Source organism: Pseudoalteromonas sp. KJ63-1 (assembly GCF_055808145.1).
Window position 1 is genome coordinate 168,387 of the sequence record NZ_JBVVRL010000002.1, and the last position, 16,050, is coordinate 184,436.

The 16,050-nt window shown below is 38.9% G+C and carries 14 protein-coding genes and 3 pseudogenes; 12 read left to right on the forward strand and 5 right to left on the reverse strand.

Annotated elements, in window-relative coordinates; all coding sequences use genetic code 11:
- Positions 1-153: 153 nt before the first annotated feature.
- On the forward strand, positions 154-609 hold the full coding sequence (locus AC0L7Q_RS17235) for a hypothetical protein (protein ID WP_010388821.1): 456 nt from the start codon (positions 154-156) through the stop codon (positions 607-609).
- On the opposite strand, the gene AC0L7Q_RS17240 is transcribed toward AC0L7Q_RS17235, so the two are convergent.
- The 3 genes from AC0L7Q_RS17240 to AC0L7Q_RS17250 all read right to left on the reverse strand — a co-directional run bounded on the left by AC0L7Q_RS17240 (position 606) and on the right by AC0L7Q_RS17250 (position 2,764).
- Entirely contained in the window at positions 606-1,862 is a 1,257-nt protein-coding gene (locus tag AC0L7Q_RS17240; RefSeq protein ID WP_413403306.1) for a Y-family DNA polymerase, read from the reverse strand. The genes AC0L7Q_RS17235 and AC0L7Q_RS17240 overlap by 4 nt on opposite strands.
- Positions 1,850-2,263: a translesion error-prone DNA polymerase V autoproteolytic subunit gene (gene umuD, locus AC0L7Q_RS17245; protein WP_413403308.1), complete on the reverse strand. Its 414-nt coding sequence runs from the start codon at positions 2,261-2,263 to the stop codon at positions 1,850-1,852. The genes AC0L7Q_RS17240 and umuD overlap by 13 nt, the downstream gene beginning before the upstream one ends.
- An 81-nt stretch (positions 2,264-2,344) precedes the next feature.
- Positions 2,345-2,764: a MarR family winged helix-turn-helix transcriptional regulator gene (locus AC0L7Q_RS17250; protein WP_413403310.1), complete on the reverse strand. Its 420-nt coding sequence runs from the start codon at positions 2,762-2,764 to the stop codon at positions 2,345-2,347.
- Positions 2,765-2,867: 103 nt separating this feature from the next.
- On the opposite strand from AC0L7Q_RS17250, the gene AC0L7Q_RS17255 reads away from it, so the two are divergent.
- The 3 genes and pseudogenes from AC0L7Q_RS17255 to AC0L7Q_RS17265 all read left to right on the forward strand — a co-directional run bounded on the left by AC0L7Q_RS17255 (position 2,868) and on the right by AC0L7Q_RS17265 (position 5,933).
- A complete protein-coding gene (locus AC0L7Q_RS17255; RefSeq protein WP_413403312.1) occupies positions 2,868-3,614 on the forward strand; it encodes a siderophore-interacting protein in 747 nt (248 codons plus the stop codon).
- A 141-nt stretch (positions 3,615-3,755) separates the two neighbouring features.
- Positions 3,756-4,744, forward strand: a pseudogene (locus AC0L7Q_RS17260) (LLM class flavin-dependent oxidoreductase).
- A gap of 238 nt (positions 4,745-4,982) precedes the next feature.
- A complete protein-coding gene (locus AC0L7Q_RS17265; protein WP_413403572.1) occupies positions 4,983-5,933 on the forward strand; it encodes a patatin-like phospholipase family protein in 951 nt (316 codons plus the stop codon).
- Positions 5,934-6,035: 102 nt separating this feature from the next.
- On the opposite strand, the gene AC0L7Q_RS17270 is transcribed toward AC0L7Q_RS17265, so the two are convergent.
- The gene (locus AC0L7Q_RS17270; RefSeq protein WP_054201566.1) at positions 6,036-6,467 is read right to left on the reverse strand and encodes an Lrp/AsnC family transcriptional regulator; all 432 of its coding nucleotides are present in this window, start codon (positions 6,465-6,467) and stop codon (positions 6,036-6,038) included.
- A gap of 167 nt (positions 6,468-6,634) precedes the next feature.
- Between AC0L7Q_RS17270 and AC0L7Q_RS17275 the strand changes: the two genes are divergently transcribed.
- From AC0L7Q_RS17275 to AC0L7Q_RS17300, 6 genes and pseudogenes are all read left to right on the forward strand, one after another.
- Positions 6,635-7,717 (forward strand): ornithine cyclodeaminase, encoded by a 1,083-nt coding sequence (locus tag AC0L7Q_RS17275; RefSeq protein ID WP_413403315.1) that lies wholly within the window; start codon positions 6,635-6,637, stop codon positions 7,715-7,717.
- Positions 7,714-8,625: a citrulline utilization hydrolase CtlX gene (gene ctlX, locus AC0L7Q_RS17280; RefSeq protein ID WP_413403317.1), complete on the forward strand. Its 912-nt coding sequence runs from the start codon at positions 7,714-7,716 to the stop codon at positions 8,623-8,625. The genes AC0L7Q_RS17275 and ctlX overlap by 4 nt, the downstream gene beginning before the upstream one ends.
- A gap of 126 nt (positions 8,626-8,751) precedes the next feature.
- Positions 8,752-10,158: an alanine/glycine:cation symporter family protein gene (locus AC0L7Q_RS17285; protein WP_413403319.1), complete on the forward strand. Its 1,407-nt coding sequence runs from the start codon at positions 8,752-8,754 to the stop codon at positions 10,156-10,158.
- A gap of 95 nt (positions 10,159-10,253) precedes the next feature.
- Positions 10,254-10,823, forward strand: a pseudogene (locus tag AC0L7Q_RS17290) (patatin-like phospholipase family protein); the annotation flags it as partial.
- Between the two features lie 69 nt (positions 10,824-10,892).
- Positions 10,893-12,040 (forward strand): IS3 family transposase gene (locus tag AC0L7Q_RS17295; protein WP_413403321.1). Its coding sequence is split into 2 segments (ribosomal slippage): positions 10,893-11,130 and positions 11,130-12,040, totalling 1,149 coding nucleotides; the frame shifts between segments, so codons are not numbered across the junction.
- A 14-nt stretch (positions 12,041-12,054) separates the two neighbouring features.
- Positions 12,055-12,534 (forward strand): annotated as a pseudogene (locus AC0L7Q_RS17300) (patatin-like phospholipase family protein); the annotation flags it as partial.
- 369 nt (positions 12,535-12,903) lie between these two features.
- On the opposite strand, the gene AC0L7Q_RS17305 reads toward AC0L7Q_RS17300, so the two are convergent.
- On the reverse strand, positions 12,904-13,467 hold the full coding sequence (locus AC0L7Q_RS17305; RefSeq protein WP_413403323.1) for a lipid-binding SYLF domain-containing protein: 564 nt from the start codon (positions 13,465-13,467) through the stop codon (positions 12,904-12,906).
- 140 nt (positions 13,468-13,607) lie between these two features.
- Between AC0L7Q_RS17305 and AC0L7Q_RS17310 the strand changes: the two genes are divergently transcribed.
- The gene (locus AC0L7Q_RS17310; protein ID WP_413403325.1) at positions 13,608-14,819 is read left to right on the forward strand and encodes a tyrosine-type recombinase/integrase; all 1,212 of its coding nucleotides are present in this window, start codon (positions 13,608-13,610) and stop codon (positions 14,817-14,819) included.
- Complete coding sequence (locus tag AC0L7Q_RS17315; protein ID WP_413403327.1) at positions 14,819-16,018, forward strand: cation:proton antiporter; 1,200 nt, start codon at positions 14,819-14,821, stop codon at positions 16,016-16,018. The genes AC0L7Q_RS17310 and AC0L7Q_RS17315 overlap by 1 nt, the downstream gene beginning before the upstream one ends.
- The last annotated feature ends 32 nt before the right edge of the window (positions 16,019-16,050 follow it).

Sequence of the window (16,050 nt, forward strand, 5' to 3'; positions counted from 1 at the left end):
GTTGTTAGCTACGTATTTTAAGTTAGTTTTTGCGCAGCTGCTCATAGTAATACGACTTCGCATCTTTTATAGTAAATCTCTGTTATAGTTAGAAATAGCTAAGGCATAGTCACATTGCTTGATCATGGTTGATACACGAGGATAGAGCTTATAATGAAATGTTTCACACTGGTTTTACTTACCATAAGCCTTTTTAGCTGTTATGCAGTGGCAGGCCCAAGTAATAAAACTCGCTTTATTCCACTATTAAAAACTAAGCTAGGTAATTACGAAGTTACCTCAAGTAACTCGGGTTTGTGCACTAATAGTCGATTGCAATTTAATAACCCTGAAGATCCTGAGCAAGGTTTTAGCTTAGGTAAAGAGATTTTGTTTAACTCATTACATAATGGCACTCGTACTATTCAAAAGCCTAATTATTGTTTTATTACCAGCTCACTTAAATACAAAACTAATGGCCTCGAAAATGGTTTACGTATGAGCCGATGTGATAATCCAATTCACGAAAGAACCATTAAACAAACTATTACTTTTTTAACCGATAACACCCTTAAATACACCTTAGATAACCCAAGTGTAGAATGCGAATTTATTAAAGTTGCTGACTAACACTGTATTTTAGGAATATCGCGCCAACGTGTTGTGTATTGCGGCGATAAAAAAGCTCTATTCATATGCCAGCGTTCATTTAGTTGGCTGCTTGCTACGCTAAGCATTCCTTTCCCAAAGCGATGATTTATCGCATCTAGGCAGCCCATTAACTGCGGGTTATCGGTTTGTTTCTCAAATAAAGTATGTTGTTGAAACTGCTGTGGGCTAAGCTCTAATGCACCCACTCCACATTTATAAAAACGAATACCCGGCTGATATATCTGCTCAAAACTCTTTGATACTGCACTTGCTATAACACGGGTATCGTTAGTGGGCGGATCAAATTGATGCATAGCTGACTTTTTATAAAAGGCTTGCTCATGTGATGAGCTGGCGGCAAAAATATAAATACGATGAGTGAGCGACTGTTGCGCTCTTAATTTTTGTGCAACCACGCTGGCATGATTTATTAATGCGGTTCTCACTGCATCAGGATCGTTAAGGCGCTGGCCAAAACTACGCGTTGAAAAAATAGCTTGCTTGTCTTGGCGAACATCATCCCAGTTTAAACAGGTAATGCCATTGAGTTCGTTAATTGTGCGCTCAAGCACCACGCTAAATTGGCGACGAATTGTTTTTGGACTTTGCTGAGCTAGTTGCCATGCGGTATTAATATTCATTAGCGCCAGTTTTTTAGCTAAACGTTTGCCCACTCCCCATACATCCTGGCAGTGCATTTGCTGTAAAATAGCTTGTCGGCTTGCTTCATCATCAATCACGGCAACCCCATTAAAGCCAGTTAGCTTTTTAGCAGCATGATTCGCGGCTTTGGCTAAGGTTGGTGTTGGCCCAAAACCAACCCCAACAGGGAGTTTGGTTTCGCGCCATACCGTACGTCTAATTAGCTGACCGTAGTGGTGCCAATCGGTAATTAATGGCTGATAGCCTTTAAAGTGCAAAAACGATTCGTCAATACTGTAAATATGCTGGGTATCACAAAAGCGAGCAATAACGTTCATCATCCGGTCGCTTAAATTAGCGTATAGTTCATAGTTACTAGAGCGTACAACCACATTGTTTTGTTCTAGTAACTGCTTAACTTTAAAGTAAGGGCCAAATTTAGGAATATTAAGCTTACGCGCAATTGGGCAGACCGCACACACACAGCCGTCATTATTGGTAAGCACCACCACCGGTTTTGAACGAATTGCGGGGTCAAATACCTTTTCAGCACTGGCATAAAAAGCAACCGCATCAACTAAGGCATACATGAAAGTATCTCAGGGCTTTGGCGATGTAATCTAATTGAGCGAGTTACCACGCCTTCAAGCTGAAATTCATCAGACTCGGTTAATTGCACGGGTTTATAAGCAGCAGAAGCCGAGAGCAGCCGCGCATTGGTTTTATCTAGCAACTTACACACAAATAAACCATTTAAGTTTGCCACAATAACATCGCCATCTTTAGGAATCTCTGCACGGTCAACTAATAGTAAGTCGCCCTCAAAAATACCAATTTCTTGCATAGAGCACCCAGACGCTATCCCAATAAACGTGGCATCAGGATGCTTTATTAATAACTCGTCAAGTGATATCCCTAGCTCACTATACTGCGCTGCAGGTGACTCAAATCCGCATACACCGGCCTCTATATAAATGGAAATAACAAACATAACACAACCTAAAACGCATATACTGTATAAGTGTACAGTATATGCGTTTTGTATCAGTTATGCCAAGTAATGAATGGCAGATCAATCCATGTTTTTGATCATTTGTTGGGCAGTATGTAAAAAGTCATTGATTTGCTGTGGGTTTAAGTTTCTACACATTTGCGCATTTACTTGCTCTTCGGCGGCTAATAGCTTGTCATAAAGCGTGCGACCTTCAGAGGTAAATGACAAAATAAAACAGCGCTTGTCGTGCTCACTGGCATCTTTGTTAATTAACTTTAATGCGATTAACTCTTTCACTAAGCGTGCGATTTGGGCCTTGTCGCGCTGGGTCTGATTAACAATATCGTTAGCAGTGCACTGAGTTGTTGTTGCAATAATATGCAGGCAACGTACGTGCATTGCGTTTAAGCCAAGCTCGCCCGCATTAATCGCTTCGCGTATGGTAACGCGATAATTTTGCATTAAAGCAAATAATGTATTGGCTAATGAGATATGCATAGGGAATCCATAATGGTTGATAAAGTCAATTAAATTGATATAGTTGATTTTATCAACCAATGGGGCGTTGTGCAATTCATCTTTTTTAGTGAGGTAAATTTATATGGGTAAAAAAGTACGCAAAGCAACCGTATTAAGCACAAAGCAAATAACCCCACATTTACAACGCATTATTGTCGGCTCAGATGAGTTTAACGACCTAAGTGCCCAATACATTGGTAACTACGTTAAGGTGCTTATTCCACAAAATGGCCGCGTTGACTTTAATATTAAAACTACGTGTATGCGTTCATACACTATAAGACATGTTGATGAGCACACCGGCGCACTTACCCTCGACTTTGTGATAAATATGCACCAAGGTCCAGCCACTAATTGGGCTAAAGAAGCAAAAGTAGGCGATGAAGTGGGTATAGCAGGGCCAGGCCCTAAAAAGTTGGATAACTATGATCATTCATATTATCTATTACTTGGCGATTTAACTTCGGTTAATGCAATTAAAGGCTACGTGCAACAATTGCCTATAAACGCAAAAATTGACGCGATTATTCATGCACCAACAAAAGATGATGTGATTAGCTTAGACTCCTCGCGTGATGTAACTTGGTTAATAACAAATACCCCCGATACAGATATGATAAACGCATTAAAATCGCTACCACTTAGTGAGCAACAACCTATTGTATTTATGGCACTAGAGGCCGGATTAGTACGCAAAGCAAAAACCGTATTAACTGATGAATTAGCTATACCGCGTAGTAAAATTGTTTCATCGGGTTATTGGAAAAAAGGCCTTGATTCAGAGGCATATAAACTAAACCGCCAACAAACTGCAGCTAAAAGTAGCTAGCTTTTTGTCGCTCAATCGCAACACCTTAGCGTTTCAAGATAAGCTGCCTTGAATTGGTGTAATTTACACCCATCTCTTACTTTAGATTTATTATTTATGGCTAGCACGTCATAAATCGCTATTTAATTTGGAGATGCTGCTTTGTTATCAACTATCCCTTTTTCATTACTTGAACTGGCGCCTATGCCTAAAGGGGCCACGGTTAGTGACACCTTAAACAAAAGTACAGCCTACGCACAAAAAGCAGACCAATTAGGTTTTAACCGTTTTTGGTTAGCCGAGCATCATAATATGCCTGGGATTGTTTGTGCCGCCACTTCAATTTTAGTAGGGCACATAGCCGGCAACACTAAAAAAATACGCGTAGGGTCGGGTGGAATTATGTTACCTAATCATGCGCCTTTAGTTGTGGCTGAGCAATTTGGCACCTTAGAGAGTTTGTATCCTGGTCGAATTGATTTAGGGCTAGGGCGCGCACCAGGTAGCGATCCGGTGACAGTCGCGCCTTAAATAACGACATTAGCCGCGCTGAAAACTTTCCTAATGAAGTAAGCGAGTTACAAACACTATTAGGCCCATACGAGGGAACTAAGCGTGTACGAGCAATACCCGGTGAAAACACTAATGTGCCTATTTGGCTGTTAGGCTCAAGTTTATTTAGTGCCCAGTTAGCAGCGCAAAAAGGATTACCCTATGTATTTGCGGGCCACTTTGCACCGCGTTTTGTACATGATGCAATAGCCTTATATAAACGAGAATTTAAACCATCAAATGTATTAGTTAAGCCTTATGTAATGTTGGCATTACCTTTAGTGGCTGCCGATACAGATGAAGAAGCACAATACTTATCAACCACTTCAAAACAGCGGGTACTGTCGTTAATCAGAGGCGATGAGGTGTGGTTAAAACCCCCAGTAGAAACAATGGAGGGTTTATGGAGCGAACAAGAGCGTGCTCAAGTTGAGAGCTTTTTAAGGCTAAGTGTGACCGGTGGGCCAGCGAGCATTAAACACAAATTAGAAATGATCGTGAACCAATTAGAGGTCGATGAGCTTATATTCACCAACGATTTATATGACGCTAAAAAACGCCATCGTGCGTTAAAAATATTAATGGAAATAAAGAATTAAGCTGTTTATTAAGCAAGTGTACACGCAACCATAGTTACACTAATAACCAAATAGAGAATCGAGTTACAGATTGAGTAAAAATGAATGATTTATATTTTCAATCGAACTGATTCAATTAATCTGTTTTAAGGATTTAATTAAACGCGTTAAAGTGAAGCCATAACCAGTTAAGTTAACAACAAAGAGGTACACCGTGAAATCTCAAATAAATGTTGCTCCACATACACTCAATAAGCCTATGCACCCTAAAACTGCATTGATTGCTGAAGGTGGAGGCCAGCGAGGGATATTTACAGCCGGTGTACTTGACGCGTGGTTAGAGCAAAACTACGACCCGTTTGATTTATTTATAGGCACGTCTGCGGGCTCGCAAAATTTAACCAGTTATTTAGCGCGTCAAAAAGGTTACGCAAAACGCTTGATCAGAGGGCTTTCGCGTCATAAACGTTTTTTTCAGTTAGGTCGTGGCCTAATGGGTAAACACATTGTTGACTTAGACTGGTATTTCGAAAAAACCACTGAGGTTAATAGAGCATTAGACTTTAAAGCGGCAAAAAATAGCCTTGGTGATAGAGAACTACTGATCACTACAACCAATGCACGTGATCGTAAGCCGTATTATCTATCTCCTACTGGCGATGGCAAACACTGGCGAGAGCTATTAAAAGCGTCAAGTGCTTTACCTTTTTTGTATAAACAAGGTGTTCAACTCACTCCTTGGTTAGGCTCAAAAGCGGCAAACGAAGCACATTTAGCTGCAGAGCAATCGAATGAAGATTTTTATTTAGATGGCGGCTTAGCTGCGCCATTGCCTGTACGCGAAGCTTATAATCGTGGCGCACGAAAAATCGTGGTAATAAGAACCGTTGATGAGAATTTTCAAGCGCAAACTGCATGGGTTCAAAAGCTTAGAACATTTGCATGTGCATCAGGCTACTGCCCAAAAACACTTGATTACTTGATTCAACACGAGCAAGCATACCTAGACGAGCTATCATTTATAGCCAATCCGCCTAGTGATGTAGAAATCATACAAATTTTTGCAGACGAAAAGCTGCACAGTAAATTATTAGGCAGCTCTAACGATGATTTACGCTTTGATCATAAACTAGGTGTAAAAGCAGGCCGCGCTTATTTAAAAAGCCAAAATACACGTATAGTAGATTATGCACACAGCTACGCCATGTAGCTGTGTATTAAGGTTAAACTTAAATCCCATTAAGTTTAACCGGTAATAAATAAATCGAGTATTGCCTAAAATACTTTAAGTAAAGCATGGCGTTAATTAAACCTAAGTAGATGACAATAATATACTGGTTTCGCTATTTAAAATGCCTTCTATTTCGCGCACTTGCCTAAGGACGCCATCAAACTCACCTAAATTTGCAGCCTGTATTTCAGCTACTAAATCCCAAGCTCCGTTGGTTGTATGTAACTTTGTTAGCTCTGGTATGCCGCGAAGAGTTTTAATTACCTGCGATGTAGATTTACCCACCACTTCAACCATCATTATTGCTCTTACAGCTTCGGTTTCTATGTGTTCATGTACACGCACCGTAAAGCCTAATATAGCGCCCGATGAAACTAAACGGTCCAAGCGATTTTGCACCGTCCCGCGTGACACCTTTAAAACATCGGCTAGGGCTGAAATAGAAGCGCGGCCATCTTTTCGTAATTCGGCTATTAATGCGTTATCTAGTGAGTCGTAAATGTAAGGGGTCATAAAACGTCTTGGGTTATGTGTTTATTACAAATTACTAAATTTGTACTTTAATGCATAGCAATTTGCTAAAAAACAATACTATTTGTATGAATTTTTGGCATTTTAACTGTCACCTCTGGCCTATAAACTTATTTCTATTAATTTATTTAGTCATTAAAGAGGTATTTATGAGTCATTTTATAGCAGAGCCAAAACAAGGTGTTCCATTTGTTAGCGTACAGGCAATGGCCAAACTTATAACTAAAGTCGGAATAGAAAATGTATTACTTGAGCTTACCCAAAGATTAGAACAAGACTTTGCTCGCTGGGACGAATTTGATAAATCGCCACGTTATGCGGCGCACTCTCCTGATGGCGTAATAGAGCTTATGCCCGTAAGCGACGGTGAAATGTTTAGCTGCAAATATGTAAATGGTCATCCAAAAAATACGTTTAAAGAACTTCAAACGGTTGCGGCATTTGGAATTTTATCGGATGTTGATAGCGGCTATCCGGTTATGATCAGCGAAATGTGCTTACTCACGGCCTTACGCACAGCGGCTACATCGGCGCTTGTGGCAAAGTATTTAGCACCCAAACACTCAACAACGCTTACATTAATTGGTAATGGTGCGCAGTCTGAGTTTCAGGCATTAGCGTTTAAAGCCGTATTAGGCATTACCCACATTCGTTTATACGATATTGATAAGAACGCCTCTAAAAAAGCCTACAACAACTTAAGTGGTTACGGTTTAAATGTAACTATATGCAATAGCGCAGAAGAAGCCGTGCAAAGTGCGCACATTATTACAACCTGCACAGCCGATAAAAAAAATGCCACTATTTTAACCAGCGATATGATCCCCCAAGGTGTGCATTTAAATGCGATTGGTGGCGACTGCCCTGGGAAAACTGAGCTTGATTTAGCTTTACTGGAACGCGCTAATGTATTTGTAGAGTATGAGCCGCAAACCAGAATAGAGGGCGAAATACAGCAAATGGGCGAAACCTTTGCCGTGACCGAGTTTCATAAAGTAATTAATAAACAAACACCCGGGCGTACAAGTAACGACGAGCTTACTATTTTTGATGGGGTAGGTTTTGCGAGCGAAGACTTTACCGCGCTGGTTTATATTAAAGACGCGCTGGTGGCTGCGGGTGAGTTTTCATTACTTGATTTAATTACACAACAAGCCGATCCGCGTAATTTATTTTCGGTACTTAATAGTGCGCAAACATCAAAAACAACTAAGCAAGAGCAAGTCGCATGAGCCACATAAAGCAAGCACCAACAGCGGTGGTTATGGTGCGCCCGCATCACTTTACATCTAACCCACAAACTATGTTAGACAACACGTTTCAAAGTACCTGCAACTCACAAAACCAGAGTCAGCTTGCCTTTGACGAAGTAACTAATGCGGTTAAATTATTACACAACGAGGGCGTAAAGGTTCATCTTTTTGAAGACGAACATACACACACGCCCGATTCTGTGTTTCCAAATAATTGGTTTTCTACCCATCAAAGTGGCGAGCTAGTTATGTACCCAATGTACGCAGAAAACAGAAGATTAGAATATCGAAAAGATATTATTGATTTTTTGACTAATCACTATAAAGTGTTATCTGTGACTGACTATTCATTTTTAGCGAAAGAAAATTCATTTTTAGAAGGTACAGGATCGCTTGTTATTGACCACCCACATAAGCTTGCTTATGCAGTAGAATCTAAGCGCACTACTAAAGCTGTGGTTAATACAGTATGCGAGCAATTAAAGCTAAAACCCTTTGTATTTAATGCCTACGATGAGCAAGGTACTGCGGTTTATCATACTAATGTATTGATGTGTGTAGCCACAGAGTTTGCCATGATCAGCTTAAATATGGTGCCAAATAGTCAGCACAAACAATTAACAAGCCATTTTATACAAAGCCATTTAGAAGTAATCAACTTAACTAATGAGCAAATAAGTAGCTTTTGCGGCAATGCAATAGAGCTACAAGGTACAAATGGTCGTATTTTAGCACTCTCACAAACGGCGTTTAATGCACTTACAACCGAGCAAAAAGCAGCAATACAAAGAACAGCTAAACTTGTTCCGTTACCTATACCAACCATAGAGTCGGCGGGAGGTTCGGTTAGATGCATGATTGCTGGTATACACCTGCAAAGTAAATAACCTACCACTAAGTCAACATTCTAAGGCAGCTTAGCTGCGTTAAGCTATGGCTAACATGCATTATTAAATGCAAATTACTCAACTACTCGCTGAGTAAAAACATAATAAATACAAAAGGATTAGCCCATGTTCGATACCGTAGTAAAAAGTGTAAATGGCCTATTATGGGGAGAAGGCCAAATACTAATTTACATACTACTGTTTGCAGGTATTTGGTTTTCGGTACGTTTAAAAGCAATTCAACTTGTTAAATTTAAGCATATGTTTAGCCTGTTAAAAGGCAGTAATAAGTGTAATAAAAACGATATTTCATCATTTCAAGCGCTCTGCACTGGGCTGTGTGCACGAGTAGGCACTGGTAATTTAGCCGGTGTGGCTGTGGCAATATCACTCGGTGGTAGCGGTGCCATATTTTGGATGTGGGTCATTGCTATACTGGGCATGGCAACCGGATTTGCAGAAAGTATTTTAGGCCAGGTATATAAAATTCGCGACAGCAATGGCGAATTTAGAGGCGGTCCTGCGTATTATATTCAACAAGGCTTAGGCAGTCGTGCATTTGCTATTGTGTTTGCCGCCTGTTTGTTTTTAGGTTACGGCTTTACCTTTAGCGCCATGCAAACCAATACTATTACTGATGCATTAAATTACGCATTTGAAATACCCACTTTTTACTCAGGTGTTGTGATCACACTTTTAGCAGGCTCTATTATTTTAGGCGGCTTTAAAGCCATTGCCCGATTTGCTGAGCGAGTAGTACCTGTTATGGGCATTGTGTTTGTGCTTGTTGCTGTGGTAATTACATTGATTAACTTCACCCAAGTACCAGCCATGCTTAAAGATATATTTTTATCTGCGTTTGGCTTACAAGAAGCGGGCGCAGGCGCCATGGGGGCAGCCATTAAAAACGGTATACAACGCGGTTTATATTCTAATGAGGCTGGCGCGGGAAGTGTGCCGCATGCATCGGCAAGTGCCAGTCCAATACCAAACCACCCAGCTACGCAAGGCTACATACAAATGTTAGGAGTGTTTTTCGATACCATCGTATTGTGTAGTTGTACCGCAGTTATTATTTTATTGGCAGATGTAGATATAAGCGGTGAAATGGAAGGCATACGCTTAACGCAAAGCGCCATGACCTCACACTTAGCACAAGGCGGCGTGTACTTTGTAGCCGCTGCAATTACTTTATTTGCTTTTACCTCAGTGGTTGCTAACTACGCCTACGCCGAAAGTAACCTGCACTTATTTAAGCTCGATAACAAAGTAGGGCGCGGTATTTATACTTTGCTTTATTTATCAATGATGTTGTGGGGCGCATCAGCCACCTTAAAACAAGTATGGGATTTAGCTGATATTGCGTTAGGGTTAATGACAGTAGTAAACGTAATCGCTATTATACTACTCACACCGACTATTTTGTCTGTTACTAACGACTACCACGCACAAAGAGACAAAGGCATAGAGCCTGAGTTTAAGGTAAAAAACGTAAAAGTGCAGGGCAAATGTGAAGACGGAATTTGGGATTAAGATTAAAGTTTAATAATGTTGTTGTTGCATAAGTATTCAATTTTAAGTTTGGCTTTAACAACATTAAACTGCGACTCTATAGGTAGTATTTTTAGATGATCGACATTTATGCGGGTAAAACGGCTGCAAAAATAATAAACGAACAAGGGTTTAAACCCGATCTTTTTACCTCGTTTTTAGGGGCAAGTGGCGGGCCTAAATGGTTTACCTTATTTGGTTTAGACAAATATATATTTGGCGAATTTTTTAAACATCGCACTCAACCGCTTAATTTAATTGGCTCATCTGCAGGGGCTTTTCGTTCAGCGTGTTTTGCACAAAACGATCCAGTTGCAGCCATTAAGCGGTTAGCAAAATCGTATTCGCAAACCCGATATTCTAGTAATAAACCAACGCCCGCTGAAATTACACTTAAAGCCCGCGCACTATTAGATGATGTATTTGGTGATGATGGCGTAAATCAAATTATAAATAACCCCCTATTTAAAGCGCATTTTATAGTGGCAAAATCTAACGGCTTTATTGCCAGCGAACATAAGTTAATACAGCTTTTGGGTTTATCAAAAAGTTATATGCTTAACCGCGTTAATCGAAAATTATTAGGCGCTCAGTACGAGCGTTTTATTTTTGGCGCGCCCAATAGTAATTTAAGTATTACCGACAGCTGTGTGGACTTCCCATAGTTTGCTAGACACCCAATAAGTTACATTGTAACTTCTAATAAGAGGTGTTTTATGAGCAAAGGCAAACGTTTTACCCAAGAGTTTAAAGAAGCGGCTGTTAAACAAGTTACTGAGCGCGGATATTCAGTTGCAGAAGTCGCTGAACGGTTAGATATTTCTACTAAAACGCTATATCACTGGCGAAGCCAATTATCAGATAAACCTAAATCCGTTCAACCATCCGATGAAAAATTAAAGATCGCTAAATTAGAAGCGCAATTGAAACGTGTCACGGAGGAACGGGATATTTTAAAAAAGGCCGCAAGGTACTTTGCCAGCAACCCCGAGTAAAGTACGGCTTCATTCGTGATCATCAAAGTGAGTTTTCCATTACGACGATGTGCCGCCTTTTTAAGCTGCATCGCAGTGGTTTTTATGCGTGGTTGAAAAAGCCTTTAAGCAATAGAGCGCTTGAAGATAATCGCTTGTTGAAGCTCATTAAAGCGTTTTATGTAGCCAGTGGCGGCACATATGGTAGCCCTTGGATACATGCAGACTTGCGTGAAGCCGGTGAGCGGTGCAGCGTAAATCGTGTCGCTAAGATCATGCGACAACATAAGCTTAAAGCGCAAATTGGGTATAAGCGTCGCCATATTAAAGTCGGTAAGACATCGCGGATTGCAGATAACTTATTAGCGCGTCAATTTAACCCACCTGCGCCGAATCAATCATGGGTGAGCGACATAACTTATATAAGAACTTATGAAGGTTTTTTATATGTGGCAACAGTAATGGATTTATTCTCTAGGCGTATTGTGGGTTGGTCGATGGATAAAAATATGGATAAGCGCCTTGTGATAAACGCACTGCTGATGGCTGTATATCAACGTCAACCGAAGGCTGAGGTAATGGTGCATAGTGATCAAGGTAGTCAATACGGTAGCGCTGACTATCTCGCATTTATGAAAGAACATAATCTTGTGCCGTCGATGAGCCGTGCTGGGAACTGTCATGATAATGCGGTTGCTGAAAGCTTTTTTGCGACAATTAAAAAGCGAATAGTTAAGCGTAAGATATACTCGACACGCGAAGATGCGAAAGGTGAGATATTCAATTTTATAGAAATGTTTTACAATCCAAAAAAGCGCCATTCACACACAGGCGGTGTTTCACCTGCTAAGTTTGAAGAAGCGTACTATTCTGAGTTAAAAACTGTCTAGTGAAAGCTGGGAAGTCCAACAAGTTTAAAACACAAAGCATTGAACTCACACAAACAAATTTAAAAGATGCCTTACTGGCATCAGGTTCTATACCACTAGTAATGCAAGGCATAAAAAATATTGCCGGTTCACCACCAGGAATATATCGCGATGGCGGTATTATTGATTACCACTTTGATTTAAAAATTAATAACCCAGGCTTAATTTTATATCCGCATTTTAATTCAGATCCAAAAGCAGGGTGGTTCGATAAAAATTTAAAACGAAAAGTGTCGCCACAAAATTACGACAACGTAGTGATGATCACCCCATCAAAAGAATTTGTAGCCGGTTTACCTTACGGAAAAATCCCAGACAGAAACGACTTTACTGATCTAGATGCAGACACGCGGATTAAATATTGGAACACCGTGTTTAGTGAAACTGAGAAACTGGCTGAAGCGTTTGATAAAAAATTAAATGCTAAGAATTTTGATTTGAAGTTATATAACTAATTTAACTTTAAAAATTAAAATAACCATCTCAAGTGATATAAATGAAAGAGTGTAAGCCTTTATATTAAAGTGTTTAAGTTTTAATTATATTTAAAAGCTTGCTTTTTAGGTCAGATAAATAAGTGTTCTAAGTTTTATTTTGTGCTTTAAATGTTTTATACATGTTTTCTGCTATTCGTTAAAAAATGAAAAAAGAATAATAAACATCGTATATTGGATTCTATAAGCGTAAAGTTATTTTAGCTGATAGCTGATAGCTGATAGCTGATAGTTAACCACCTATAAATTACGTTATGTTAAATTTAATCATTTAAATTAAAGTGGGCGTAATCATACAAACTAGCCCACTTATGATAGGGTTTTGGTCGCTTAGTTTAGCTCAGAATCTACCCAAAATTTAGTGCCTTTTAAAATGGCTTGCAGTGCAAGGCCACTTTCGGTTAAAGAATACACAGTAACTTGGTCTGCAATGGCTTCGGCAACCAAAGCACTACCTTTATCTTGGTATTTTGCAGCAGCATCGGCATTACCACCGAACGCCCAACCATGTTTAATAAATCTATTTAACGCAGCTTGATCGTGAAAAACCATCACAATATTAAAATCTTTAACACCTAAACCTAAGCCTAAACCAGCTTCACCCATGTTCATATAGGTCGACTTACCAGTTAGGTTATTTTTTACTACACCATACCCGCCACCAAAACTGGCTAAAATGACATTTACATTGGCATTATCAAAAACGGCATAACCGGCTGAATTGGCAATTTGGGTTTTAACATCTGGTTTTTTAGCATAAAGAGCAGTTAATGTATTCGATTTCATACTTTGTACTAAAGCACGTTTTTCTCCAGGAGAAGCACTGCCTGTAGTAGCGCAACCTGTTAATAAAACGCTAATTACTAACATGCTTAACAGAAGTAATTTTTTCATGATTTTTCCTTTAATAAGGTATATGGTTAATAAATCTGCATTTAGCATAAATATCAAAATTTCGTTATGTCCAATACTAGACAGTATCGGACTTTAAGGTTAATCTATAAGTCTATTATTTTCTTATATATTTTACTATTATGCTTGTTGCTCTGGTCGATACATTAAAACAATTACGTTATCAAATAGCTCATCTTGAAGATAATACACTCCAATCAGAATATCCAGAACTAGCCTCTTTTATACAGCAAGTCAGCTTGACTGTAACTGAATCAAAGGCCGATCTTAATTTTTTATACCAGTTTTTATATGTTTATGGCCGAAAATCCGAAGCAACATATAGTCGTTTTCGCAATGAATTAGAACGTTTTTATTTATGGTCATGGCTTATAGCTGAAAAATCAGTATTCGATTTAAAGCGCGATGATATCGAAGCCTATGTTGATTTTATGGTCGAGCCGGATAAAAAGTGGGCATCTACTTCGGTGCAGTGGCGCTATAAAGATGAGCAAGGAGTGCGTCGGTTAAATCAAAATTGGCGCCCTTTCATGCAAAAAGAATCTATTGCGAGTCAGCAAACATTATCCGCTATGTTTACTGCCCTTAATGTATTTTACAAGTTCGCTATTTTAGAAGAAAAAACTTTCGCTAACTTTGTACCTGTAGTTAAGAAAAATAGTCCCTACTTGGTTGTGCAATCACAAATACAAATTCCCGATACATTAAGCGATATTCAATGGGAATACGTATTTGGTGTAACGCGTGATCTGTGTGAACAAAAACCAGAGTATGAAAGAAACCTATTTACCCTCGCCTGTTTAAAAGGATTATATTTACGTATATCAGAATTATCAGAGCGTCCACAATGGTCACCTGTTATGTCTCATTTTTGGCAAGATAACGATGGCTTTTGGTTTTTACGTATAATGGGTAAAGGTAATAAATTACGAGATGTAACTTTAAGCGATGATTTCCTTGAGTATTTAAAACGTTACCGGTTATACCGTGGTTTACCTGCCCTGCCCCGTGTTGACGAATCCGACCCGTTAGTGCATAAAATTCGTGGCCAAGGTGGTATGACAGTAAGACAAATTCGACGTTTAGTACAACAAAGTTTTGATATTGCTCAGCAGTCATTACTTGATGATGGGTTTAAAGATGACGCGGAACAATTAGAAGCGGCCACTGCACATTGGCTTCGACATACCGGTGCAACGCATGACGCACAAACTCGACCTTTAAAACATTTATCTGAAGATTTAGGCCACGCAAAAATAGCCACAACTGATCAAATATATATTCAAACAAATATTAAAGAACGGGCAAAGTCTGGAATAAAAAGGAAGATTTAATGGAATACTTAGTTATTGCTTTTATTGGTGCATTATTTTTAATTTATTCTATAACACTACGCCAATTAGAAAAAACAGAAATTACCGGGCCGATGTTTTTTGTTATAGGGGGGATAATGCTAGCATTTATAGCCCCAAACGAAAGTGAAAATTTTAAAAATGGCTTACGGTATTTACTACCCTTTATAGAATTAACGCTCAGTATCTTTTTGTTTACCGATGCGGCAAAGTCAAAACTAGGAGTATTAAGGCATAGTTTTCAATACCCAAGTTTACTTTTATTTGTTGCCTTACCATTAACTTTATTACTCGGGATTGTAACCGCGTTATTTTTATTTGCTGAGCTTTCACTAATTCAAGCAGCACTTATCGCAATTATATTAACCCCAACCGATGCGGCTTTAAGTAAGGGATTATTAAGTAATACAAAAGTTCCTGAAAAAATACGCGAAGGTATTAATACAGAAAGCGGTTTAAACGATGGCTTATGTGTGCCTATATTTTTAATATTTATTCTGCTTGCAAAAAATCCTGAGTCCGCGATTACTGCAACACAAACGTTAAGTGTATTTGCTAGAGAGTTGGGAGTTGCATTATTAATTGCATTTGCAAGTATTGCTTTATTTATTCCGTGTTCAAACTTTGCAATGAAGCGACATTACTTTGCCCAAAACACTAGTCCGTTTTTACTATTGGGCTTTGCTATGGCTGTATTTTCACTTACGCAATATTTTCATGGCAGTGGATTTATTGCCGTATTTGTAGCGGGGCTTTTATTTGATAAATACGCTAGCACCACAATAAACAAAGAGCTGATTGAAGACTCAGAGCATATAGCTGACTTTTCCTCTTTAATGATTTGGTGTTTATTTGGATTTGTTTGTGCTTATTTAGTGATACCGAAATTAAATACAGAAATAATAATTTATGCGCTACTTAGTACAACACTGATTAGAATAATTCCTGTTATGTTGTCACTACAATTTACGTCATTAAAAATAAAAGAGCGTTTAACGTTTGCTTGGTTTGGGCCGCGAGGATTGGCTTCGATTGTATTTACTTTAATGGTTATCGATACACAAATAGAAAATAAATTTCAAATTGCGACCATAGCAATGACCACAATATTATTTAGTGTATTTATTCATGGTATCAGTACAAAACCCATTGCAGATAGTTTTGCTAAAAAAACTAAATAAATATAAACAAAAATAAAAAAGCGCAACTTAAT